The 22644-nt window shown below is 54.5% G+C and carries 21 protein-coding genes; 17 read left to right on the top strand and 4 right to left on the bottom strand.

What is annotated here, in order from left to right; translation table 11 throughout:
- Positions 1 to 8 precede the first annotated feature (8 nt).
- A complete protein-coding gene (locus tag MIM_RS19780; RefSeq protein ID WP_025374497.1) occupies positions 9 to 458 on the top strand; it encodes a PaaI family thioesterase in 450 nt (149 codons plus the stop codon).
- A 230-nt stretch (positions 459 to 688) separates the two neighbouring features.
- Here the strand turns inward: MIM_RS19780 and MIM_RS19775 are convergent, their stop codons facing one another.
- The 3 genes from MIM_RS19775 to MIM_RS19765 form a co-directional block, all read right to left on the bottom strand.
- A complete protein-coding gene (locus MIM_RS19775; protein ID WP_144084697.1) occupies positions 689 to 1144 on the bottom strand; it encodes a VOC family protein in 456 nt (151 codons plus the stop codon).
- 162 nt (positions 1145 to 1306) lie between these two features.
- Positions 1307 to 2059 (bottom strand): helix-turn-helix domain-containing protein, encoded by a 753-nt coding sequence (locus MIM_RS22290; RefSeq protein ID WP_052342348.1) that lies wholly within the window; start codon positions 2057 to 2059, stop codon positions 1307 to 1309.
- A gap of 36 nt (positions 2060 to 2095) precedes the next feature.
- The gene (locus tag MIM_RS19765) at positions 2096 to 3616 is read right to left on the bottom strand and encodes a CoA-acylating methylmalonate-semialdehyde dehydrogenase (RefSeq protein ID WP_025374494.1); all 1521 of its coding nucleotides are present in this window, start codon (positions 3614 to 3616) and stop codon (positions 2096 to 2098) included.
- Positions 3617 to 3720: 104 nt separating this feature from the next.
- Here MIM_RS19765 and MIM_RS19760 point away from each other — a divergent pair, with 104 nt between their 5' ends.
- The 3 genes from MIM_RS19760 to MIM_RS19750 all read left to right on the top strand — a co-directional run bounded on the left by MIM_RS19760 (position 3721) and on the right by MIM_RS19750 (position 6007).
- Positions 3721 to 4653, top strand: coding sequence for a LysR family transcriptional regulator (locus MIM_RS19760; RefSeq protein WP_025374493.1), 933 nt, complete (start codon positions 3721 to 3723; stop codon positions 4651 to 4653).
- Positions 4654 to 4727: 74 nt separating this feature from the next.
- Positions 4728 to 5678, top strand: coding sequence for a DnaJ C-terminal domain-containing protein (locus MIM_RS19755; RefSeq protein ID WP_025374492.1), 951 nt, complete (start codon positions 4728 to 4730; stop codon positions 5676 to 5678).
- Positions 5675 to 6007, top strand: coding sequence for a chaperone modulator CbpM (locus tag MIM_RS19750; RefSeq protein WP_025374491.1), 333 nt, complete (start codon positions 5675 to 5677; stop codon positions 6005 to 6007). The genes MIM_RS19755 and MIM_RS19750 overlap by 4 nt, the downstream gene beginning before the upstream one ends.
- 138 nt (positions 6008 to 6145) lie before the next feature.
- Here the strand turns inward: MIM_RS19750 and MIM_RS19745 are convergent, their stop codons facing one another.
- Positions 6146 to 7078: a LysR family transcriptional regulator gene (locus tag MIM_RS19745; protein WP_025374490.1), complete on the bottom strand. Its 933-nt coding sequence runs from the start codon at positions 7076 to 7078 to the stop codon at positions 6146 to 6148.
- Positions 7079 to 7243: 165 nt separating this feature from the next.
- Here MIM_RS19745 and MIM_RS19740 point away from each other — a divergent pair, with 165 nt between their 5' ends.
- From MIM_RS19740 to MIM_RS19680, 13 genes are all read left to right on the top strand, one after another.
- Complete coding sequence (locus tag MIM_RS19740; RefSeq protein WP_025374489.1) at positions 7244 to 9535, top strand: NADP-dependent malic enzyme; 2292 nt, start codon at positions 7244 to 7246, stop codon at positions 9533 to 9535.
- Between the two features lie 166 nt (positions 9536 to 9701).
- Positions 9702 to 10130: a VOC family protein gene (locus MIM_RS19735; RefSeq protein ID WP_042070615.1), complete on the top strand. Its 429-nt coding sequence runs from the start codon at positions 9702 to 9704 to the stop codon at positions 10128 to 10130.
- Positions 10131 to 10223: 93 nt separating this feature from the next.
- On the top strand, positions 10224 to 10478 hold the full coding sequence (locus MIM_RS19730) for an antitoxin (protein WP_187329590.1): 255 nt from the start codon (positions 10224 to 10226) through the stop codon (positions 10476 to 10478).
- Positions 10479 to 10495: 17 nt separating this feature from the next.
- Positions 10496 to 10882, top strand: a complete 387-nt coding sequence (locus tag MIM_RS19725) for a type II toxin-antitoxin system VapC family toxin (RefSeq protein ID WP_245592779.1) — start codon at positions 10496 to 10498, stop codon at positions 10880 to 10882.
- Positions 10883 to 11070: 188 nt separating this feature from the next.
- On the top strand, positions 11071 to 14445 hold the full coding sequence (locus MIM_RS22285) for a toll/interleukin-1 receptor domain-containing protein (RefSeq protein WP_025374486.1): 3375 nt from the start codon (positions 11071 to 11073) through the stop codon (positions 14443 to 14445).
- A complete protein-coding gene (locus MIM_RS19715; protein WP_025374485.1) occupies positions 14446 to 16224 on the top strand; it encodes an NAD-binding protein in 1779 nt (592 codons plus the stop codon). It abuts the gene before it with no gap.
- A 165-nt stretch (positions 16225 to 16389) separates the two neighbouring features.
- On the top strand, positions 16390 to 17109 hold the full coding sequence (locus MIM_RS19710) for an ABC transporter ATP-binding protein (protein ID WP_052342347.1): 720 nt from the start codon (positions 16390 to 16392) through the stop codon (positions 17107 to 17109).
- Positions 17106 to 17909, top strand: a complete 804-nt coding sequence (locus MIM_RS19705; RefSeq protein WP_025374483.1) for an ABC transporter permease — start codon at positions 17106 to 17108, stop codon at positions 17907 to 17909. The genes MIM_RS19710 and MIM_RS19705 overlap by 4 nt, the downstream gene beginning before the upstream one ends.
- A 468-nt stretch (positions 17910 to 18377) precedes the next feature.
- A complete protein-coding gene (locus tag MIM_RS19700) occupies positions 18378 to 19346 on the top strand; it encodes a Bug family tripartite tricarboxylate transporter substrate binding protein (protein WP_025374482.1) in 969 nt (322 codons plus the stop codon).
- An 81-nt stretch (positions 19347 to 19427) separates the two neighbouring features.
- Positions 19428 to 19934 (top strand): 2,4'-dihydroxyacetophenone dioxygenase family protein, encoded by a 507-nt coding sequence (locus MIM_RS19695; RefSeq protein ID WP_025374481.1) that lies wholly within the window; start codon positions 19428 to 19430, stop codon positions 19932 to 19934.
- The gene (locus tag MIM_RS19690) at positions 19934 to 20680 is read left to right on the top strand and encodes an SDR family NAD(P)-dependent oxidoreductase (protein ID WP_025374480.1); all 747 of its coding nucleotides are present in this window, start codon (positions 19934 to 19936) and stop codon (positions 20678 to 20680) included. The genes MIM_RS19695 and MIM_RS19690 overlap by 1 nt, the downstream gene beginning before the upstream one ends.
- A 17-nt stretch (positions 20681 to 20697) precedes the next feature.
- Positions 20698 to 21423 carry an SDR family NAD(P)-dependent oxidoreductase gene (locus tag MIM_RS19685; RefSeq protein WP_025374479.1) on the top strand — a complete coding sequence of 242 codons (726 nt, stop codon included), beginning with the start codon at positions 20698 to 20700 and terminating at the stop codon, positions 21421 to 21423.
- Between the two features lie 8 nt (positions 21424 to 21431).
- Positions 21432 to 22244, top strand: coding sequence for an IclR family transcriptional regulator (locus MIM_RS19680; protein WP_042070610.1), 813 nt, complete (start codon positions 21432 to 21434; stop codon positions 22242 to 22244).
- The last annotated feature ends 400 nt before the right edge of the window (positions 22245 to 22644 follow it).

The following is a 22644-nucleotide window of genomic DNA, read 5'->3' as shown; positions in this document are numbered from 1 at the left end:
TATAGATCATGAATCATGCTGTGAGTAATGAAGAGGTGTTGAAACGGGTACGCGGCATCCTGTCCCGTCAGCCGTTTAGTGCACTTTTGAAAACCGAGGCCACGCAAGCGTTGGCCGATGGCACTTGCGAGTTCCGTATTTCCATCGACAACAACCTCATGCAGCATATGAATATGGTGCATGGTGGCGTGCTCGGCTATGCTGCCGATACGGGGCTTACCTTTGCGGCTGGCATTGTGTATGCTGCGCCGGTTATCACATCTGAATTTAAGATAAATTTCTTGCGGCCTGTGGTCGGACAGGCGCTGATCGCCAGAGGATCGGTGGTGTATAAGGGACGCAGTCAGGCCGTGACACGCTGCGACTTATTCGTTGAGAAGGATGGCGAAGAGAAACTGTGTGCCACTGCGCAGGGCACGATTGTGCTGTTGCCTGAATCTGGTGGTGCCGGCGCTTAGATTGAGCTCGCCGCGTTCATAGTGTCATTAACGCCACTAACGCCGATAATGCCACTAACGCCTCTAATGCCTCTAATGCCACTGATGCCACTGATGCCTCTAATGTCGATAACGTCGATAACGCCGATAGCGTTCATGCCATGCCATCATGCGCATCTTGCCCATGGCACCGATAACCCCAATAACACATTAGCACCCGCTCTTCACGCCCATTATGTCGCTTAAGCCGCTTACCCGCTGACAGCGCGCTGTTCCACCACGTCTACGCAAACGCCTGCCGGGTCGGTCAGCATGAAATGGCGCTGGCCCCAGGATTCATCCTTCAGCGGCAGGAAAATGTTGCACGCTTCGCCTTGTGTGAGCCTGCGATACTCCTGCTCGGCATCGTCCACTTCAATACTCAGGACCACACCGGCGCCCTGGTAAGGGGCCTGCAGTTGTGGCGGCTGGTTGGCGCTGTTCGGTGCCATGAAGGCCAGTTCCGCGCCGCTTTGTTCATGCACAAGGTGGATATACCAGTCTTCCTGGAAGACAAGGCTGAACGCGAAAAGGCGTGTGTAGAAATCAGCACAAGCCTGCAGTTTGTCGGTAATCACAATTGAATAAACTTTTTTCATCATGGGCTCCTGGATCAGAGCCATGATCATAGGCGCTCTGGCGGCGCGGGTATTGTATATTTCGGCCATCGGCGGAGCACCTGCGCTGCCTGTGACGCAAGTGCTGTTCTGCTGGCAGACAGTGGTGGTCGGGCTTTCGGCGCGGTGGCTCGCTAACGTCACGCATCTTGTATGCTGTGCTTAAGGGAGTTTTCGCTGAGGGAATCGCCTCTGAGGGGGTGGCCGCTGAGGCTATTGCTGCTGAGGATATTGCTGCTGAAATACCACGGGCGTAATACCGGTGATGCGTTTGAATTCGCGGATGTAATGCGATTGATCGGTATAGGCATCAATACGCTGCGTAGCCAGCACCTGCTGAAAGCGCAGGATTTTCAGAAAATCGTGGGCCGAGAACCCGGTTTTTTCAGGGAAAAGACGCTGTAGGTGCCTGCGGCTGTAGCCGGAGAGCCGGACCAGGTCGTCCACACTTGTTAAGCGGTCCGCTTGTGCCAGCAATTGATGCATCCAGGCCCGCTCGTTCACGATGCCCTGCGTAGTGAGTTGCTGCACGAAATGTTGCAGCTGCTGTTGCTGTGCAGTTGCTGAACTGGTCGCCAACTGATGCATGACGGAGCGAAGGTTGACGCCGCCAAGCGTAGAAAAGCTTTGCGACTGCGCGATAATGTGCTGCGAGTCGCGCCAGACGCCGGGATACAGCCGGATGCCGCAGTAACGAAAATGCTTTCCCAGATTCAGCTCAAGCGCCTGTATGCCAGGTGTCATCACCAGAACGTGGGGGGCTATGTGTTCGGATAGGTCGAAGACCAGGTCTATACATGCGTCCGGTACGACGAGGTAATGGCAATTGCCGGGTAATGTATAGCGTGTGTGCAATTGCCAGAGGCAATATATTTGTTCCCTGAATGCGGGATCAGGACGGTGTTCCTGATAGAAAACACCATCCTGCAGAAAGCGAGGGATACCGGGTTGGGTGGGCGTATGCATGAACGCCAGTTTACCGGCCCGTTACCCTGGGCGACATTATTTTGCCGTTGGCATGGCAAATTCCGCGCCTTTGTCTATGCTTTGCGGCCAGCGCTGCATAATGGATTTCTGGCGTGTGTAAAAGCGTACGCCTTCCTCGCCGTAGGCATGCATGTCGCCGAACAGGCTTTTTTTCCAGCCACCGAAACCGTGCCATGCCATGGGTACGGGAATCGGTACGTTGATACCAACCATGCCCACCAGAATACGACGTGAAAACTCTCTGGCAGTATGTCCATCGCTGGTAAAGCACGATACGCCATTGCCGAACTCGTGGGCATTGATCAGATTGATCGCTTCACCCAGGTCTTTGACGCGGATGCATGCAAGTACCGGACCAAAGATTTCCTCTTTGTAAATCCGCATGTCTGGCGTGACATTGTCAAACAGTGTGCCTCCGGTGAAAAAGCCTTCTTCGTTGCCGGCAACCTTGTGGCCGCGTCCGTCTACCACCAGTGTGGCGCCTTCTTTCACGCCGATATCAATGTACGATTCGATTTTTTCCAGAGACTGGCGGGTAACGATAGGACCCATTTCTGCTTTCGGGTTCATGCCATCTGCAATAACAAGCTGTTTGGCTCTTTCGGCAACCCGTTCGATAATCGTATCGGCAATATCGCCAACCAGCACGGCGACCGAGATCGCCATGCAGCGTTCACCTGCAGAGCCGTATGCGGCACCGATCAGGGCATCAACAGTGCGGTCGATATCGGCATCGGGCATGACCACCATGTGGTTTTTGGCGCCGCCCAGTGCCTGAACGCGTTTGCCGAAGTGCGCAGCACGTTCGCTGATGTAATGTGCAATCGGAGTAGAACCAACAAAACTCACTGCAGCAACATCGGGATGCTCCAGAATGGCATCCACGGCTGGCTTGCCGCCCTGAACCACGTTGAAGACACCATCTGGCAGGCCGGCTTCCTTGAACAGGCGTGCCATGAACAGAGACGCACTGGGGTCGCGCTCGCTGGGTTTAAGCACAAATGTGTTACCCGCAGCAATCGCTACCGGAAACATCCAGCACGGTACCATGCAGGGAAAGTTGAAGGGCGTAATGCCGGCAACAACGCCCAAAGGTTGACGCATGGTCCAGTTGTCGATGCCTGTAGATACCTGGTCGGTGTAGTCTCCCTTGAGCAATTGAGGAATGCCGCAGGCAAATTCGATTACATCAATACCACGGGCCACTTCACCCTGGGCATCGCTGAACACCTTGCCGTGTTCGGCCGTAATAATGGCTGCCAGCGTATCGGTGTGTTCATGCATTAAGGCAAGAAAGCGGTTCATGATGCGCGCCCGGCGAATGGGCGGAACATTGGCCCAATCTTCAGCGGCTGCCTTGGCGGCGCTGACCGCGAGATTAACCTCGTTTGCACCCGACAGCACAACGTGGCGTGCCGTCTGGCCGGTAGCAGGATTGAACACAGCCTGTTTTTCCGTGGATTCAGGTGTAACAATGCTGCCATTGATATAGTTGACAACATCGGCGTTGTCTGTGAATGCTGCGGTGGAACTCATGGAATGTCTCCTTGCTGATGATGGCATCAGTATAGACACCTCCACAGTGTGCGATCAAGAGGCTGCCTGTGGATTAATTGTTCAAAATAATGGACAATGCAGGTATGAAAAATCTGAAAATAGAACCCTTGTGGTCCCATATCTACTGGCTTGGCGTGCTGGAGGTCGCAGGCAGTTATACTGCGGCGGCCCAGCGGCTGGGCGTGAGCAAGGCGGCCATGAGCCAGCGCATACAGGAACTGGAGAGCGCCCTGGGGATTGCGTTGGTTCAGCGCACCACGCGCAGCGTACGGCTGACGGAAGCCGGGCGCGAGCTGGTGGCCGAAACCAGACCGGCATTCAGCAGCATCGAAACCGGCTGCGCCCGTATCCGTGAACTGGCCGATACGCCTCAGGGCATTATTCGCCTGACGGCGCCGGTGGCGCTGGCCCGCCAGCAAATCATTCCGCGCCTGCCGGCGTTTATGAAACAGTACCCGCAAATCCGCATCGAAATTGAACTGTCTGACCATATCAGCCCGCTGGCTCAGGAGGGCTTTGATCTTGCCATCCGACATTCATCTACGGTACCCGAAACCTATGTGGCCTGGAAGCTGTGCACCACCAGAACGCTACTGCTGGCAAGCCGCGAGTATCTGAAAACACATCCACGGCCAATGCGACCGCAGGATCTGGTTGATCACAACTGTCTAACCTATTTGCGCTCCGGTGGGCAGCCCGCCTGGCATTTCGAGAGCCGCCGATCCTCATCGCGCCGGCTAAGCGTGCAGGTTAAAGGATCATTTGCTGCCAATAATAGTGAAACCCTCAGGGAAATGCTGCTGGCACATCAGGGTATTGCGCTGGTGCCCGATTTTTCCGTGGCTCGAGAACTGGATCGGGGCACACTGGTTGAACTGCTGCCGCAATGGCAATCGGTCAGTGTTTTCGGGGATCATATTTATGCGCTGCGCCCGTACAGTCCACATGTGCCGGGCATTATTCGCCTGCTGGTGGATTATCTGAAGGCCTCGTTTCGGGAACAGTCGTTTCTGTAATCCTCTTGTCTGCCGGAAACTTGCTAAAATCAATCCTGAGAAATCCGTAATAACATTGATACCGGCAGGTGCAAATGAAATACGTTGATTATTACAAGACCCTTGGTGTAGAGCGCAATGCGACCGAGGCAGATATAAAGAAGGCCTATCGCAGCCTGGCTCACAAGTATCATCCCGATGTCTCCAAAGAGCCTGACGCCGAAAATAAATTCAAGGAAGTGGCTGAAGCCTACGCCACGCTGAAAGATCCGGAAAAGCGCGCCGCTTACGATAATCTTGGGCAGCACCGTCAGGGCGATGATTTCGTGCCGCCGCATCAGTGGCAACAGCATTTTCATGAGTCGACAGATGATTTTTCAGATGTGGACCTGTCCGATCTGCTGAAGGCATTTGCCGAAGCGCAGCGTGAAGGGGCAGCACAGTATGCCAGTCGGCCGCGCCATGGTGAAACCTTCGAATTCACCATGCCGATCACGCTGGAGCAAATCTATAACGGCGCTGAAACCGAGATTTCTGTTGCCGTTCCAGATTATGACAGCCAGGGCCTGTTGCATCGTGTACCCAAGACTTTTCGGATTCGTATTCCGAAGGGCGCAGCCGATGGCCAGCGCCTGCGCCTGGCGGGCAAGGGCGGACAGGGTATGAACGGCGGCCAGCCCGGCGACCTGTTCGTGATCATGAAAGTGCAGCCGCATCGATATTTTCAGGTAAACGGCAACGATCTGACGCTTGATGTGCCGCTGGCGCCCTGGGAAGCCGTGCTGGGGGCGAGCGTGGAGATCCCGACGCTGGGCGGCCCGGTGGAACTCACCATCCCGCCCGGTACGGTTGCAGGTCGCAAAATGCGCCTGTCCAAACGAGGTCTGCCGGGCAGTGGCAGTAGTCAGGGCGACCTGTATGCCGTTATTACAATTGAAGTTCCCAAGTCGGTGAGCGATCGTGAGAAAGCGTTGTACACCGAACTGGCTGCTGCGTCGCAGGCGTTTGCGCCGCGCCGGCAGCGTTTTGCAGGAGGCCAATCATGAATGTGCAGATGACGGAAACGATCTGGCTGAACCAGGACGAAGTGTGTTCGTTGCAGCATGTGGCGGCCGTTTCGGGCCTGAGCGAGGCCGATATACTGGATCTGGTCGAGACCGGTGTCTTGTCGCCCGTGAGCGGACAAGCCAGCTCGGGCATGTTTTATTCCGAATGTATTGTGGTGGCGCGCAAGGCACGACGGTTGCGCGATGATTTCGATCTGAATGCCGATGGCGTCGCGCTGGTGCTCAATTTACTGCGCCGGGTCGATGCGCTGGAATCCGAGTTACTGGCATTGCGGCCGGCCCCGCATCGGGATCCTCAGGCAAAATAACCACAACTGTGATGTGAATCGGAGACTGTCAGCGTCAGGTTCAGGTTCTCGGGCGCGGTCAGGCTGCTTAGTGCTTTGCTGGATGGTGGTAGGCTTAAGGATTGGTCCGCTTGCTGTGTTGTTCAATACCGCTGCTGATCAGTACAGATACCGGTCGTGCGAATAAGCAGAGCGGTGTTTCTCGCAATATTCCTTCAGTGACTGGATAAACCGGGTATCCACATCACGTTTGTGTCTGTCCTTCAGGCTGAACAGGGCAATGGGTGACAGTGCCCATTGCAGCGACCAGGGGACCACGGCGACACCTGCAATCCGCACCAGTTCTTCGGCAATATCATTAGGCACGATTGAAACCACATGATCACGCGCGGCAATAATCTCGCCGGTAAGTTTGGCCGACAGGCTTTCTATGAGTGGCTGCGGCGGGACCACACCGGCGCTTAGAAACATATCGGCCACCTGCTCACGTAAGGGCGCGGGGGCCGGTTCAAGAATCCAGTCCAGTTCCGCCAGATGGTGCCAGTCGGCCCGGCGCTGGCCAAGTCGTGCGGCCAGTTCACGATTGGTAATCAGGCGCGGTGACTGGTAATAAAGCACTTCCTGCTGCAGCCCGGTCATATCCAGTGACGACGAGGCCCGCCCGATTACAAAATCCAGCGCATGTTCCCTGAGCATTGTCATCAGGCTGCGGCTGGTGCCGTCATGTATGGTCACGGTCATACGCTCCCTGACGGGCAGGGTACGCTCCAGGGCCGCAGACAACATTTGTCCGGGGATGAAAGGGATGGCACCCACATGCAGGTGCGCGACCCGGCCGGCATTAACGGCCGTCATTTCCCGTGAAAGTGCGCTAACGTCGTGCAACATGCGCCGGGCGCGCGTGAGTAATACCTTGCCGGCAGCGGTCGGCGTCATGCCCCGTCCGGTGCGATCAAAAAGGGGCACGCCAAACATATCTTCCAGTTCTGCCAGTGCATGGGTGACCGCGGGCTGGCTGGTGCCCATTTGCTGGGCAACACGGGTGAGTGCCCCCAGTTCACCGATATGCAGCAACAGGGTGAGGTGGCGCATTTTCAGGCGACCGGCGAGTCTGTGTTCAAGCGTATCGGCAGAAGGGGTGTTCAATTTTTAATCAGATATAAGGTAATTGATATAACACTATCACAATTCAAAATAATTTACTTATGAATAACGCCTAAACTGATGCAAAATCAATTCTTCAGGAGGATACCGCTCATGAGTACCATCGATCGCCAATCAGCGCTGAATTATCACGAATTTCCCGTGCCCGGCAAAATTTCCATTACCGCTACCAAGCCGCTGGTTACCCAGCGCGACCTGGGGCTGGCCTATACGCCCGGCGTCGCCGCAGCCTGCGAAGAGATTGTGACCGATCCGTTAAATGCGTTCCGCTACACTGCCCGTGGCAATCTGGTCGGTGTGATCAGTAACGGCACGGCTGTGCTGGGTCTGGGCAATATCGGCGCACTGGCTTCCAAGCCGGTGATGGAAGGTAAAGCCGTCCTGTTCAAGAAATTTGCCGGCCTGGACGTATTTGATATTGAGATCAACGAGACTGATCCGGACAAGCTGGTGGAAATCATTGCCGGGCTTGAAGCCACATTTGGCGGCATTAACCTGGAAGATATCAAGGCGCCTGAGTGTTTCGAAGTGGAGCGCAAATTGCGCGAGCGCATGAGTATCCCTGTATTCCATGATGACCAGCACGGTACCGCGATTACCGTTGCGGCGGCCTTTATCAACGGTCTGACCGTGGTAGGCAAAAAAATTGCAGATGTGAAAGTGGTGTCATCCGGTGCGGGTGCGGCAGCGCTGGCCTGTCTGGATCTGATGGTCGACCTGGGTCTGCCGTTGGAAAATGTATTTGTGACCGATATCGATGGCGTGGTCTATGAGGGGCGCAATACCCCTATGACACCTGAAATGCAGCGTTTTGCGCAAAAAACCGAGCATCGTACGCTGGCCGAAGTGATTGATGGCGCCGATGTGTTCCTGGGGTTGTCTGCTGGTGGCGTACTCAAGCCGGAAATGGTCAAAACCATGGCAGCGCGTCCGCTGATTCTTGCGCTGGCCAACCCGAATCCGGAGATCATGCCGGAAGTGGCACAGGCGGTGCGTGATGACGTCGTCATGGCTACCGGCCGTTCCGACTTCCCCAATCAGGTCAATAACGTATTGTGCTTCCCGTACATTTTCCGTGGCGCACTCGATGTGGGCGCCACCACCATCACGCGTGAAATGGAAAAAGCCGCGGTGTATGCGATTGCCGGGCTGGCCAAAGAAGAAATCAGCGATGTGGTGGCCACCGCTTACGGTGGCTACGACCTGTCATTCGGCCCTGAATATCTGATTCCAAAGCCGTTCGACCCACGCCTGATCGTTCGTGTCGCACCAGCTGTGGCCAAAGCGGCCATGGAAAGCGGTGTGGCAACGCGCCCAATCGATGATATGGAAGCCTATGCAGCCAAACTGCAACAGTTTGTCTATCATTCAGGCGCTTTCATGAAGCCGCTGTTTGCATCGGCTAAACAGATTGTTCGCGACGGTGGCAAGGCGCGCATTGTCTTTACCGAGGGCGAAGATGAGCGCGTCCTGCGTGCGGTACAGGTCATCGTGGATGAGAAACTGGCCCGTCCGATCCTGGTAGGGCGTCCTTCCGTCCTGCTGGCCCGTATTGAAAAATACGGTCTGCGCCTGAAACTGGGCGAAGACGTGGAGGTAACCAATCCGGAATTTGACTCACGCTTTCATCAGTACTGGACCAATTACTGGGAAGTCATGTGCCGCAGCGGTATCACAAAGGAAATGGCACGCGTGGAAATGCGCCGTCGCCTTACACTGATCGGCGCCATGATGGTTCATGTGGGTGATGCCGATGGCATGATCTGCGGTACCGTGGGTTCCTACCACGAACATTTGCGTTTTGTAGACCAGATGATCGGCAAGAAACCCGGCACATCCGCCTACGCAGCCATGAATATTCTGCTGCTGGATGAGCGCATGGTGGCGCTGGTCGATACGCACATCAATGACGATCCGACAGCGGAACAGATTGCCGAGTACACGCTGGCCGCGGCGAAGGTATTGTCGCAATTGGACGTGGTGCCCAAGGTGGCGTTGCTGTCGCGCTCGAATTTCGGTTCCGGCAGCTCTGCTTCCGGCGAGAAAATGCGCCGTGCGCTGCAACTGGTGCGGGAGCAGGATCCGGAACTGGAAATTGACGGTGAAATGCATGGCGACTGCGCTCTGAACGAAGTGCTGCGTCAGCGCATTCTGCCTTCATCTACACTGAAAGGTTCGGCTAATCTGCTGGTCTGCCCCAATGTGGACTCAGGCAATATCGCCTACAACCTGCTGAAAACCGTGGCTGGCGGTAATGTCGCTGTTGGACCGTTCCTGCTGGGCGCCAATGCTCCTGTGCATATTCTGACCTCCAGCTCTACTGTTCGCCGTATCGTTAACATGGCGGCGCTAACGGTGATTGACGCCAATCGCGTCGAAAGCTAAAGCGCGCAAGCCTGCTGCGAGTGTTTGCAGCAGTATCACATCTGTGTACTCACCCTGGTAGGGGCGGGTACACAGAACGCGTAGCGCATTGGGCAGATTTGCAAGTTCCGACACAAAGGCATAAGCTGGATGTTCTTCCCTTCCTGAATGGATTAGGAGGTTCATCATGTTGGAGAAAAGTGCAATTATTCCCTGTCTTCGGTACAAAGACGCGCCGGCGGCTATCCGCTTTCTGTGCGAGGCTTTCGGCTTTACCCGTCATGCGGTATACGCGGACGACAAGGATCCCGGTATTATTCACCACGCCCAACTGGTCGTTGGCAATAATATGATCATGCTGGGCAGCGACCGCGAATCGGATTCCAAAGACCTTTACCATTGGCTGACCCCGGACGAGGCGCGCGGTATCACCATGTGCATCTGCATGCTGGTGGATGACCCTGACGCTCATGCCGACCATGCAGGCAAGCACGGCGCCACCATTATCAAACCACCTTACGATAACCCCGGTTACCCGGGACGGTCTTACGACGCCTGTGATATTGAAGGCAATGTGTGGAATTTCACCAGTTATGATCCGTGGCTGGCCGGCTGATTCCCGGCCAAGCCTCGGTTTGCTGTCGGCGTTCAGTCTCCTCGGCCATCATTTGATATATATTGTGGTATATATCAAAATGGAGAATGAATCATGACGCAAATTGCCAAATTATTTGCCAATGGCCGCAGTCAGGCGGTGCGGCTGCCTGCCGCCTTCCGGTTCGAAGGAACGGAAGTCTTTATTCGGAAAGATGAAAGAACGGGGGACGTGATTTTGTCTCAGAGGCCACCCACATGGGATGCATTTGTACAGTTGGTGGGTAAACATCCGGCCCCCCAGGACTTTCTCTCAAAAGACGAGCGTGGTGCCAGTGAGCAGCAGGATCGTGACCCCTTTGCCGAGTAAAGAGAATGAAACGTTACATGTTAGATACCAATATGGTGAGCCTGGCATTGAAGAATCATCCTTTAGTCGTGTCCAGGTTAACCACCGTTCCGATGGCATCTTTGTGCATCTCGGTCATCACGCAAGCGGAATTATTGTTTGGTCTTGCTAAACGACCGCAATCGAAATCGCTGCATACGCTGATACATGCGTTTTTAACGCATATTGAGGTACTTCACTGGCGTAGTGATTCGGCCGCGAGTTATGGAAAATTGCACGCAACGCTGGAAAAACAGGGCAGGAGTCTGGGTGCGCTGGACATGCTTATTGCTGCACATGCAGTCAGTGAGCAAGCTGTATTGGTAACCAATGACCGGGCATTTATGCAGTTGCCTCACATGGTGGTTGAGGACTGGAGCGAATAAACGAGTACTGTTCTGCGCCAGATTTGCCGGTTGTGTCGGCCAATTGTGCCGGGTGTTTCAAATGCAAATACAACCGCATTCACAATCCGATACATCATTTCTCACGGAAAAGGGAGCGGACATATTGTCTGTGCAGCACTTCTCGGGTAAAAGGGTGACTCTGAACCTGTCTGCATAGATAAATAAATATGACTGAAGAAGCGGCAGACAGCCGGCAGACCTACGCGGCGTTCATCAGTTACAGCCATGCTGATAACCGGGAGGAAGGGCGCAAATGGGCAGACTGGCTGCATCACGAACTGGAGACGTACGAGGTGCCCGCCGATCTGGTGGGCAAACCCAATCGTGCCGGCAAGCCGATCCCGGCGAACATCTATCCCGTTTTTCAGGATGAAAAAGAACTGTCAGCCAGTTCGAATTTAACGTCGGCACTCACCACGGCGCTGGACGCGTCCGCTTATCTTGTTTATCTGAGTTCACCGCGATCGGCCAGGTCTGTTTATGTTGGGGAAGAACTGCGCCACTTCAAGCGGACCGGCAAAAGTAATCGGATTATTGCGCTGATTCTTGCAGGCGAACCCGAATACGGCACGGAATCAACTGAGCTGCAGTGCTTTCCCGAGGTGCTGCGTTATCGTGTAGACGAGTCCGGCAATATTGACCACAGCGTGAGCCAGGAGCCCATTGCTGCCGATGCGCGTCTGCCCGGTACGCAGGAACAGGGCTTTACAACACCGCAAGCCTACCGGCAGGTATTGCAGGACGATAAAACCCTTTCCCGCAAGGAAGTGGATCGTCGTGTTCAGGCCTACAAGGATCGGCTCGAACTGGCCAAACTCAAGATTATTGCCGGGTTGCTGGATGTGCCGCTGGGCGATCTCACCCAGCGTGATCAGGCCTATCAACTGGTTAAGGCCAGGCAGCGCACCAAAATCGTCAAGCGGATTGCAGTTGTGATTGGGGTGCTGGCACTGATGGCGGTAGCGCTGGGTATATACGCCTGGACAGAGCGCAACAGCGCGCAAACCATGCTGTCGCGTTCGCTGTTTTTGTCGGGCCTGAACAGAATTGATCAGAGAGAAGTGGGGGAAGGCGCGGCGTACATGGCGGCGGCCACTCGCTACGGCAATGAACGAACGGCTTTATTTGTGCAATCCATGCTGATGCGCGAGAACGGCATGACGTTGATGCCCCGGGTGGAATCTGCGCCCGTATTCAGTCCGGATGGTCATTGGATTGCCGCTGTGGATGCCTCTTCCAATGCGAAGCGCGGCGTGCAGATCTGGGATGCCTATAGTCAGAAACTGCATACGATTTTGAGCGATGTGAATGCCAGCTCGTTGTCGAAAATGAAATTTGATAATCGCAATGTTCTGTATTTTACGAGGGCCGATAGCAAGATAGGGGCATGGGAAGAGGGCAAGCCCGCCCGTATCGTTTACGAGATGCCTTCAGATTTGCGGCTTGCCAGTTTTACGCCTGACGATAACGGCAACTGGCTTGTTATACAGGCGTGGGCCGGCACGAACGGCGAGGCACAGTACATCAAATCACAAATCGTTAATCTTCGTACTGGTCAGATTGTTGTGGATGAGGTGCCGACTCCGCGCAGCCAGAGCACCAGTTCGGAGCGCGTGGTGATCGAACCGCAAGGCAGGGCGATTGCATTTTATGCCAGCGATGAAAACAATAGTCGCGTGCTCGTTTACCCTGTCAATGCTGAAGGAGAACTGCAGCAGGCTCGGAATTACCCGGTCCCTGGGGGCGTTGCGAATGTGAGATTCAGCCCTGACGCTCAACATCTGTTTGCGCGCGCAGTTAAAGGCATGTACCACATTGATCTGCAACGCGATGATCGTCAGGTAAGCAAGGTGCCGGCTAAGTTCGTACCAGACGACGTTTATTTCAATGACGATGGAAAAACGTATACGACCCTTTGGGGCGGCCAGTATACCGTCCATGAAATGGCGACCGATAAGGTGTTGTTAACCGGTGAATCGGCAATTAATCTGGAGCGCTTGTTTCATGATATCTCATCCGGTGTATCGCCGGATATGACGCAGCGAGTGGTCAATCAGCAAGGTTCGTACTATCTGGTGACAGACCTGGCGCCATCATTATTGCGTTCGCAATTTGTGCTGGATTCTGCGCTGGTCAGTCTCTATGCCACACCTGACAGTTCGGGCGTGCTGTTTCTTAAGAAAAACAGCCACTCGCTGCAGTATCTTGCTCTGAACGGCAAAGGGGGCGTGCGTGATTTTGTGAACACGCCATCTGCCATAAGCTATTTCGGCGTGCTGGCTGAAAATGATGTTGTCTATGCTGTGTCAACACCGGAAAAAGACGGTTTTAACCAATTGCGTTTTTTTCGGGCAGGTACCGGTAAACCGATAGGCAAGACGATGTCTGTGAAAGGGTTGTTGTCGTTCAGCCATGATGGCACGCAATTTTCATCAAGAATCGACGACACCCACCTTGGCATCTGGAACATAGAGTCAGGCGAGCGTGTGCGAACCGTCGATCTCAAAAAGAAGGAGAAGTACAAATTATCCGAAGATTTATCAACGCTGCTGTCTTTGGATGTACGTGGTAATTGGCGGGTGACAGATATTGCAACTGGCAAGCAGTTGCATCAGGAAAGCACCCCGATCAAAGGCGCCTTTTTCACACCCGATAATCAATACTTGCTGACTTTTTTCAATGACAGGGCGCAACTGTATGATCTGTCCGATTTCACCAAACCGCTGAAGTTCCCGACAGCTGGCGATTTGCCAAAGGCGCGTCTGAGTCCGGACGGCAAAGTGCTGGCAGTGGCCGAAGATAATAGATATATACGTTTGTGGAATCTGGAGAAACAGCGGCCGATAGGGCAGAAAATCAAAAACGACGCGCTTGGCGGCTATATGAATTTTTCTGCCGATAGCAAGTATCTGTTTACGACCGATCCACAAACGCTTGGCAGCGACAAAGGTATCGCGATGTATGACACCACGACGGCGGTACCGGTTGTGATGCCCTTTGGCACCAGCAGGATCACGGACGTTGAGATGATGCCGGATGGCAAGGATATTCTGACGCTGGATGTCAGAGCCGACCAGGTCGTGTTGAATGTATGGGCGGTGCCCAATGCCTTGCTGGCGCCCGCGAACGAATTGGCGGATCAAACTGAAATTTATTTTGGTAAAAAATATGATAGCGAGAGTGCTGCCGTGATTGACGCGCCGGGCGTCAGCCAGCGTCCGGATTCGTGGTTTTTCCAGGATCCCTATGTAAGGCCACCCGTGCCGGGTTCTTCGCGGCCATTGACCGCCTATCTGGACAAATACATTCCGGTACGAGACGATGATCAATTGAGATTGATTGATCGATATTGGCGTTTTCATCCGATGGCCAGAGCAGCGCTGGCCGTTTATTACAGTAGGAATAAGGATACCGCTTTTGTTGCGCGCAGCCTGAGCCATATGGTTCGCCTGCAACTGAACCGCGTAAAAGACGCCGGCGTCCGGGAAAAAACCACGGCCCTGCTTGAACAGGCGCAGAAAAACATGCAGGAACATCCATAAATGAAACTATCGCGTCGAACAAAAAGTATTCTGGTCTTGCTGGGTGGGCTTGCGGTCATCGTGCTGACCTGGAATGGCCTGGGGAAACAATACCCACAGATTAATGAATGGCTCTATCTTCCGGAACGACTGTACCGTACCTTGCGGACCTTGATGGGTTCGGATCCGGTGGCGTCTTCTTTGCCCCCGGAAAATCTGCCATGGCAACTGACATTGGTCAAAATCGTGGTAACGGTGGCCTTGCTGGCCGGGATGTACCGGATTGCGCAGAAGCTCTTCGTTGAGTACTACACCCAATTTCGACTGCTATTCAGGCGCAACCAGATACTGGTGATCGGCATCAATCAAAAGGGTCGCGCATTGCTGGGTGACCTGAAGAATACCCACGATACCACGGGGGTGGCCATTGAACTGAACGCTGAACACCGGAATGCGGGGGCGCTGCGGCGTGAAGGGCATTTGGTTTATTTTGGTGATGCGACGCAAAGCACTGTGCTGCAGGATGCGGGTATTCGCAGCGCGCGCTTCATGATTTGTTTTCTGGATAAAGAGCAAACCACCATTAATGTGGTGCAGGCGCTGCACCAGATCACGCAAAAGCACCCCGGGAAATATCAGGTACGCTGTTTTCTGCATATCGGTAATGCGAAAGTCAGCGCGATGCTGCAGCAATCGGACTATTTCGAAGATGAAAAGCAAAACGGCATTGACTTGCGGTTCTTCAACCACCATCAGATGATTGCCCGGCAGTTCTTTGCGCGGCTGCCTTATGATTATGCGCAAAATATGCAGGACCCGCAGGCGGTATTCCGGCTGATTGTCTTTGGTACGGGGCCTACGGCCAGAGCCTTGCTGGTACAGGCCTTGCAGGTGATGCATACGCTTAACCCGGCGTCGCCCGACATTATTGTGTATGGCGCTAACGCCGAACAGATGGGCCGCGAACTGGCCGCCGAGTATCCTGGCGCCGCGATGGTGTCATCAATCAAATTTATGACGTTTGACGGCGCTTATGAACCCATTTTGAATGAGCTTGTTATTGATCCACCGGAGCATCTTGTACCGGTGGTGATCGTTGCATTTGACGATGACTCAGCCAATCTGAAATTGTCACTTGAAATATTACATGCGACACCAGCCGATGTATTTCGCGTGTATGTGCTGAATTATCAAAATGATGGCCTGAATGCGCTCCTTCGCTCCCGACAGAGCAGATTAAACCGCCTGACTTTTTTCGGTAGCCTGGAATCGGTCTGCCAGGTGGAGCTGATTACCCAGGAACGCCTGGATATCACGGCGCGCAGCATTCACGAAGACTATCTGCAGCAACTTGCACCACAGCAGGGTTCGATCAGCGAAAGCGAGGCCTTCAAGCAATCGTGGGATATGTTGAATGAACAGGCCAGAGATACGAACCGTGCGCAGGCCGATCATATTGCCTACAAACTGGCGATGTGCGGCAAACTGGTGGGGACGCCGGAGCAGGGGGCGGGTGTGCATGGCGCGCTGTCCTTCACTGCTGAAGAGGTGCAAATGCTGGCGCAAGTAGAGCATGCGCGCTGGGTGGCGCAGCGTTATCTGGCCGGCTGGCGCTATGGTCCGCAACGAGATGACCGGCGGCGCCTGCATCCTTCTATGGTGGATTGGGCAACGCTTTCCGAGCCTGAAAAACAAAAAGACCGGGATGTCATATTCAGGATTCCTTACCTGGTGCCAGATAAGCCAGGGAGGCCCGGTGATTCTGGTGAGCCAGGCAAGCAGGGCAAACCATCTGCCTGAGTCTGCGGGAGCCACTTTCTAACGGCGCTTTCGGTGTATATTGTGCGGGTTCCCGGTGAATGGCATTTGGCCGGTTCTACCGTGGTCCCACAGCGCCGCTGCATGGGCAGCAGCCTTTTGACGGTTGTCCTGCGACACCGTTGTCAACGATGGTAAGCATACATTGTGGTAACCGAAAATTCAGAAGTGAAGGCACCCGCCTTATTGCAGGCAAGCAATCTCAGTCGCAAAGACCCGTTGAATGGTCATTTCCTGCTGCATCCGGCAGACTGTCACATCCGGCGCGGTGATCGCATCGTGCTGTCCGGCGCCTCGGGTTCCGGCAAAAGTGTGTTCGTGCGCACTCTGGCCCTGCTGGACCAGCCCGATGCCGGCGAGCTGATCCTGTACGGCAAGCCGGTACAACCCGCCGACGCCTGTCGCTACCGGGCGCAGGTTGCCTATATCCGGCAAAGCCCGGTATTGATGCAGACCAGCGTGGAAGGTAATCTAACCTTTCCATTTTGCCTGGCAGTGAACAAAAATAAAAAATATGACCGGCAGAAAATTGAACGTTTTCTGCAAGCCATCGATCGGCCCAACACGTTTCTGGACAAGGATGGGAGCACATTGTCCGGTGGCGAGAAGCAACTGGTCTGTCTGTTGCGCGTCTTGCAGCTGGATCCCTGTTTGTTGCTGCTGGATGAACCGACTTCTGCGCTGGATGAATCCACTGCGCAACTGGTGGAAAAGCTGATTGAGCACTGGATGCAGGTAAATAAGCAGCAGACGGCGACCCTGTGGATCAGCCACGACGAACAGCAAAAAGCCCGGGTGGGTAATCGTGTATGGCAAATGAAAAGCGGTCAGCTCACGACCGATGAAACAGCAGGACGGCAGAAATGAATCTTCAATATATGGAAATATCGATCGGGCAAATCGGCCTGGCGGCAATGCTGATCCTGGCCAATGGGCTGATTTCAATTCTGCTGCGGCTCAGGCTTGAGAAGCAATTGCTGATTGCCTCTGTACGGATGGTGGTGCAATTGTTTGCCATCGGCCTGATTCTCAAATGGGTTTTTGCTGCAGACAAATGGTATATCGTGCTGGCCATCATGACTGTGATGACGCTGATAGCCGGGCTTTCCGCCAGAAATCGCAGTCGTATTCGTTACAGTGGCATGCAGTTTGATGCACTGTTTTCGATCTGGATACCCTCCTGGCTGACTATGGCCATCGGCCTTGTATTGATTCTGCGGATACAGCCCTGGTATTCACCTCAATATGTGATCCCGGTGCTGGGCATGATCATGGGCAATACCCTGACCGGCGTGTCGCTGGGACTGGATCGCATCACCAGTGAACTGACTCAGCGGCGCGATCATGTGGAGATGATGCTGTCGCTGGGTGCGAGCGGCTGGGAAGCCTATCGAGAAGCGGCGCAGACGGCGGTGCGGGCAGGGATGATGCCCACCATTAACAGCATGATGGTGATCGGGTTGGTCAGCCTACCGGGCATGATGACCGGTCAGATCCTGGCTGGGCAGGATCCCGAGCAGGCCATCCGCTATCAGATCCTGCTGATGTTTCTGCTGACTGCCTCGTCGGCGATTGCGTGCGTGCTGGCTGTGTTGCTGGTTTATCGGCGCGTATTTAGTCCTCAGTATAATTTTTTGTATTGGAAGTTGCACGAATCGTCTAAATAGTGCGTGCGGTGGTGTGGCGGTCACATCCGGAATCGTGTGAGTCCGGCTGCGTGGTTCCGGGAAGGAAGCCTGCAGCCGGATTTTTTTATGCGCCGCGATCATGTCGACTGCTCGCGGCCCGTTCCCGGCAGGGAACACCCCTTTTTCGGTTGGTAGATGGCAATCTACTCTGTGCCAGGGCGCTCTTGTTCGCTTTAGGTTGCGGAGCCTTACGGATATAACTGTTAATACATTTGTGATCATTTCACCTGTCATTAAGGGTATTCCCCAGATGGCTGGCGAACGCAATGCCTATACACTGTATCCATAATATAGAAATAATTCCATAATATGGATTTATGGATTTATGGATTTATGGATTTATGGATTTATGGATTTATGGATATAACAACGCGCTTGTGTTCATATGTGCGACCACGCGCAGCTTGCATTTTTTCGCTATTGACTTTCTCTGGAGACAAACCCGTCATGATCTACCCTCGTCGTGCCTTGCTGGGCTCACTTCTTGCCTGTGCCGGCCTGGCTACCATTCCCGCTCTGGCGGTCGCGGCAGATAACTATCCTGCCCAGCCTATTACACTAGTGGTTCCCTTTCAGCCCGGCGGCGGCACCGACGCGGTTGCCCGCAGTTTCGCCAAAGCTGCAGAAAAGCATTTCCCCAAAGGCATGATCGTGCTGAACAAATCCGGCGCGGGTGGCGCGGTGGGGTGGAAGTATGTCCTTAACCAGAAACCAGACGGCTACACCCTGGCCGTGGTGACCGGCGAGTTTGTGACCTTGCCGTTGCTGAATCTGTTTGACCGTTCTTACAAAGACTTCACACCACTGGTTCAATTGAACGCTGATCCGACGACACTGGTGGTGCACAATGATTCGCCCTATAAGTCTGTAGAAGAATTTGTCGCTGCAGCCAAAAAGAATCCAGATGGCATGAACGTGGGCACCCCCGGCACAGGCGCGGTTTACGATGTGGCCCTCAGCGCGTTCGAGGTCAAGTCCGGCACCAAGGTCACGCACGTACCGTATCCCGGATCGGGTCCATCACTACTGGCCTTGCTGGGCAAGCAGGTAGATGCGGTGGCGACCAGTCCCGCTGAAGCAGCCGAATATGTGCGCAGCGGCAAGATGCGCCTGCTGGTGGTCATGAGTGACGAGCGTGTGCCGGAGTTCAAAGACGTGCCTACCGCAAAAGAAGCGGGTATTGATGTTTCTTACGGTACCTGGCGTGGTGTTGCCGGCCCAAAAAATATGCCGGCCGAAGCCGTTCAGGTGTTGAAAGCTGCATTTGAAAAAGTGGCGCAGGATCCTGAATTGATCAAATCTATCAAGCAGCAGAATCTGGGTTATGTGTATGCAGACGGCACAGCATTTGAGCAGAAAATGGCCAATGAAACGGAAGGGTACAGCAAGGTACTGCAAGAGCTCGGTATCAAGTAACGCCGCCCAAGTAACGCCGTCCGTTTGTATCGACTTCACATTTGACATATCGCCCCACTCGAATGGGGCCAAGGAACAATCATGACCGAACCTATTCCCTATCGTTATCCTAATCCGAAAGAAGCATTGAAAGATATTGTGGTGCCCAACGCTGTTCCCGACGATGAGCGCGTCTGGGTTCCGCAGGCGCCGAATGTCTGGTTTCGTCCGCTATGCCTGAACGTATCACAGGGATACTGGATGAATCTGTTGCGTGTCAGAAAATCCGGCGTGCTCAGCTGTCATCGGCACCCCCAGCCCGTCCACGGCTATGTGATCAAAGGCACATGGCGCTATCTGGAGCATGACTGGGTCGCGACTGAAGGCAGTTATGTTTTTGAACCGCCCGGTGAAACCCACACGCTGTATGTGCCTGAAGATGTGGAAGAGATGATCACCATGTTCCAGGTGAACGGCATTATGTATTACGTGGACAGCGAAGGCAATCATACGGGTTACGAAGATGTGTTCACCAAGCTGGACATGTGTCGCAAGCATTATGAAAGCGTTGGCCTGGGTGCCGATTACGTTGACCAGTTTGTGCGCTGATGATGAATAGCAAAGCCAATTATGATTTTTCACAGCGCACGGCTGTGGTAACGGGTGGCAGCAGTGGCATCGGACTGGACATCGCTCAGCGCCTGCTGGCTGCCGGGGCCAGCGTGACCGTCTGGGATTTGAAGGCACCGCCGCCAGCGTTGCAGCAGCAGGGCATGCAGTTCATATCAGTTGACGTTTGTGATATCCGTTCTGTGCAGGACGCGTGTGATGCCGTGGTTGCCCGTAGCGGGCAGATCGATATGCTGGTCAATTGTGCCGGGTTCGCCGGCTCTACATTGCCGCTGGAAGAGACCGATCCGCAGGAATGGCAACGCGTCATCTCCATTAATTTGCTGGGCGTGTACAACACCTGCCGCGCCGCGGTGCCGGTGATGAAGCAGGCGCAGGCCGCTCGTATTGTGAATATTGCTTCGCTGGCCGGCAAAGAGGGTACGCCAAATGCGTCGGCGTATAGCGCGGCTAAGGCGGGGGTGCTGGCGCTCACCAAATCGCTGGGCAAGGAGCTGGCGCAAACGCAGATGCGCGTAAATGCCATTGCGCCTGCCGCGATTAATACCACGCTATTGCAGCAGATGTCGCCGGCGCATGTGCAAACGATGATCGATAAAAGCCCGATGAAGCGGCTGGGCGAGTGCGAAGAAGTATCCGAACTCACGCTGTGGCTGCTGTCTGCATCGTGCTCGTTCAGTACCGGCGCGGTGTTTGATCTTTCCGGCGGTCGCGCCACCTATTGATAATATTTGGAAAATCCATGAGTTTCAGACAAGATTTGCTTCAGGGAAAAACCGCCGTGGTCACCGGCGGCACCCAGGGTATCGGACGTGCCATCACAGAGACGCTCGCGACGCTGGGTGCGCAGGTGTATGCGGCCGGCCTGCCATCGAATAGCGAGGGGGCGTACAGTCACACAACAATAACAGAGGTGATTGTTGACGTTACCAGTGATAAGGAGGTTGCGGCGCTTGCAGCATCCCTGGAGAAAGTAGACATCCTGATCAATTGTGCGGGCATTATCGCGCGGGTGGAGGAATTCAAATTGCCCGTGTTCGAGCGGGTGATTGATGTCAATCTGATTGGCACCATGCGTTTGTGCGAGGCCTTGCGCCCCTTGCTCGCCACATCTAACGGTTGCATCGTGAATATGGCCTCTATGCTCAGTTTTTTTGGGGGCGGGCTGGTGCCGGGTTATAGCGCCAGTAAAGGCGGCATTGCGCAACTCACCAAATCCCTGGCCATCGCCTACGCCGCAGACGGTATTCGTGTGAATGCGGTTGCCCCGGGTTGGATCGCGACCCCGCTGACCGAAGCATTGCAGAATGATGAAAGTCGCGCGAAGCCGATTCTGGACAGAACGCCGCTCAAACGCTGGGGGACGCCTGAAGATGTGGCGCGCGCGGTCACATTTCTGTGTTCAGACGCATCTTCATTCATGACGGGTGTTATCATGCCGGTTGATGGTGGCTATATGGTAACTTGAATTTCATCATGGCAATAACAACTTCTGCGCAGGACAAAACCGGCCAGCCCGTGGCCGGCACCGCTTCGTTTTCCAAATTCATGCGCGTACTGGATGCGATCGCTGCGAATTCCGGATCGGGCGTTTCGATCCAGGACCTGAGCGTGTCGGTGGGCTATCCCAAGCCAACGCTATACCGGATCGTGGATGCCCTGCTGGCCGAAGGTCTGATTATTAACAAAGGCGGGCAGCTGTTTGGTTTGGGGCCACGCCTCATCAGCCTGGCCAGTCAGGCGCTGGAAAGCTCCGATCTGCGCAAAGTGTGTCGCGAACAGTTGATGGCTCTGCGTGATCAGACCAGCGAAACCGTGCATCTGGCGGTACCCGTCAATGGCGCGATGACCTACATCGACAAACTCGAAAGCCCGCAGGCAGTGCGCATGAATTCACGGCTGGGTAGCCAGGTTACGCTTTACTCAAGTTCTGTGGGCAAGGCCTATCTGGCCGCGCTCACAGATGATGCGCAAAGGCGCAGGCTTATAAGCGCAATCACATTTGAAAAATTCACGGACAACACCCTGCCTGGTACCGATGCGCTGTTGCAGGAACTGCTGGATATTGAACGGCAGGGGTACTCGGAAGATCGTGAAGAGAATGAGCGCGATATTTTCTGTTATGGCTGTGCGATCGTCGACAAGCATGCCCGTCCGGTCGCATGCATCAGCATCAGTATTCCCCTTTTTCGGATCGCGGCCGACCGTCGTCAAACCTATATTGAACCGCTCATGGCGGCGTGCAGAGCGTTGTCGCAGAAGTTGCGCCTGCTGGATATAGACGCCTGAGCGCATGCTGGCGCAGGCTTAACCCGGGCGTCGAATGCCCGGGGACCGGGCGGGTTTCAATTTGATGGGTTGAGACCTGAGAGCCTGGACCTGAAGAGCTTGGACCTGAACGCTTGGACCTGAACGCTTGGACCTGAACGCTTGGACCTGAACGCTTGGACCTGAACGCTTGGACTAAAGGGCCGCAGGATCCACCATTCTGCTGCATCATCGAATGGTCATCAGCTATCACTAAAATCACATTTGCCAATTGCGCCTGGCTCCTGTCCGGTCGCCTATTTCATGTGCATTAGGCAAAAAAGGGCCATTTGCGCACGCGGCAAAGCACAAAAAAATTACAGCACAGATCTGCATTGGATTGACAATTCGGTTTGAAAGAACAATAATCGCACCTGTACGT

Origin of the sequence: Advenella mimigardefordensis DPN7 (assembly GCF_000521505.1) — a bacterium.
Classification (GTDB): Bacteria; Pseudomonadota; Gammaproteobacteria; order Burkholderiales; family Burkholderiaceae_B; genus Advenella; species Advenella mimigardefordensis.
The sequence above is the reverse complement of the archived record's forward strand: the minus strand, read 5'-3'. Positions and strand labels throughout refer to the sequence as shown.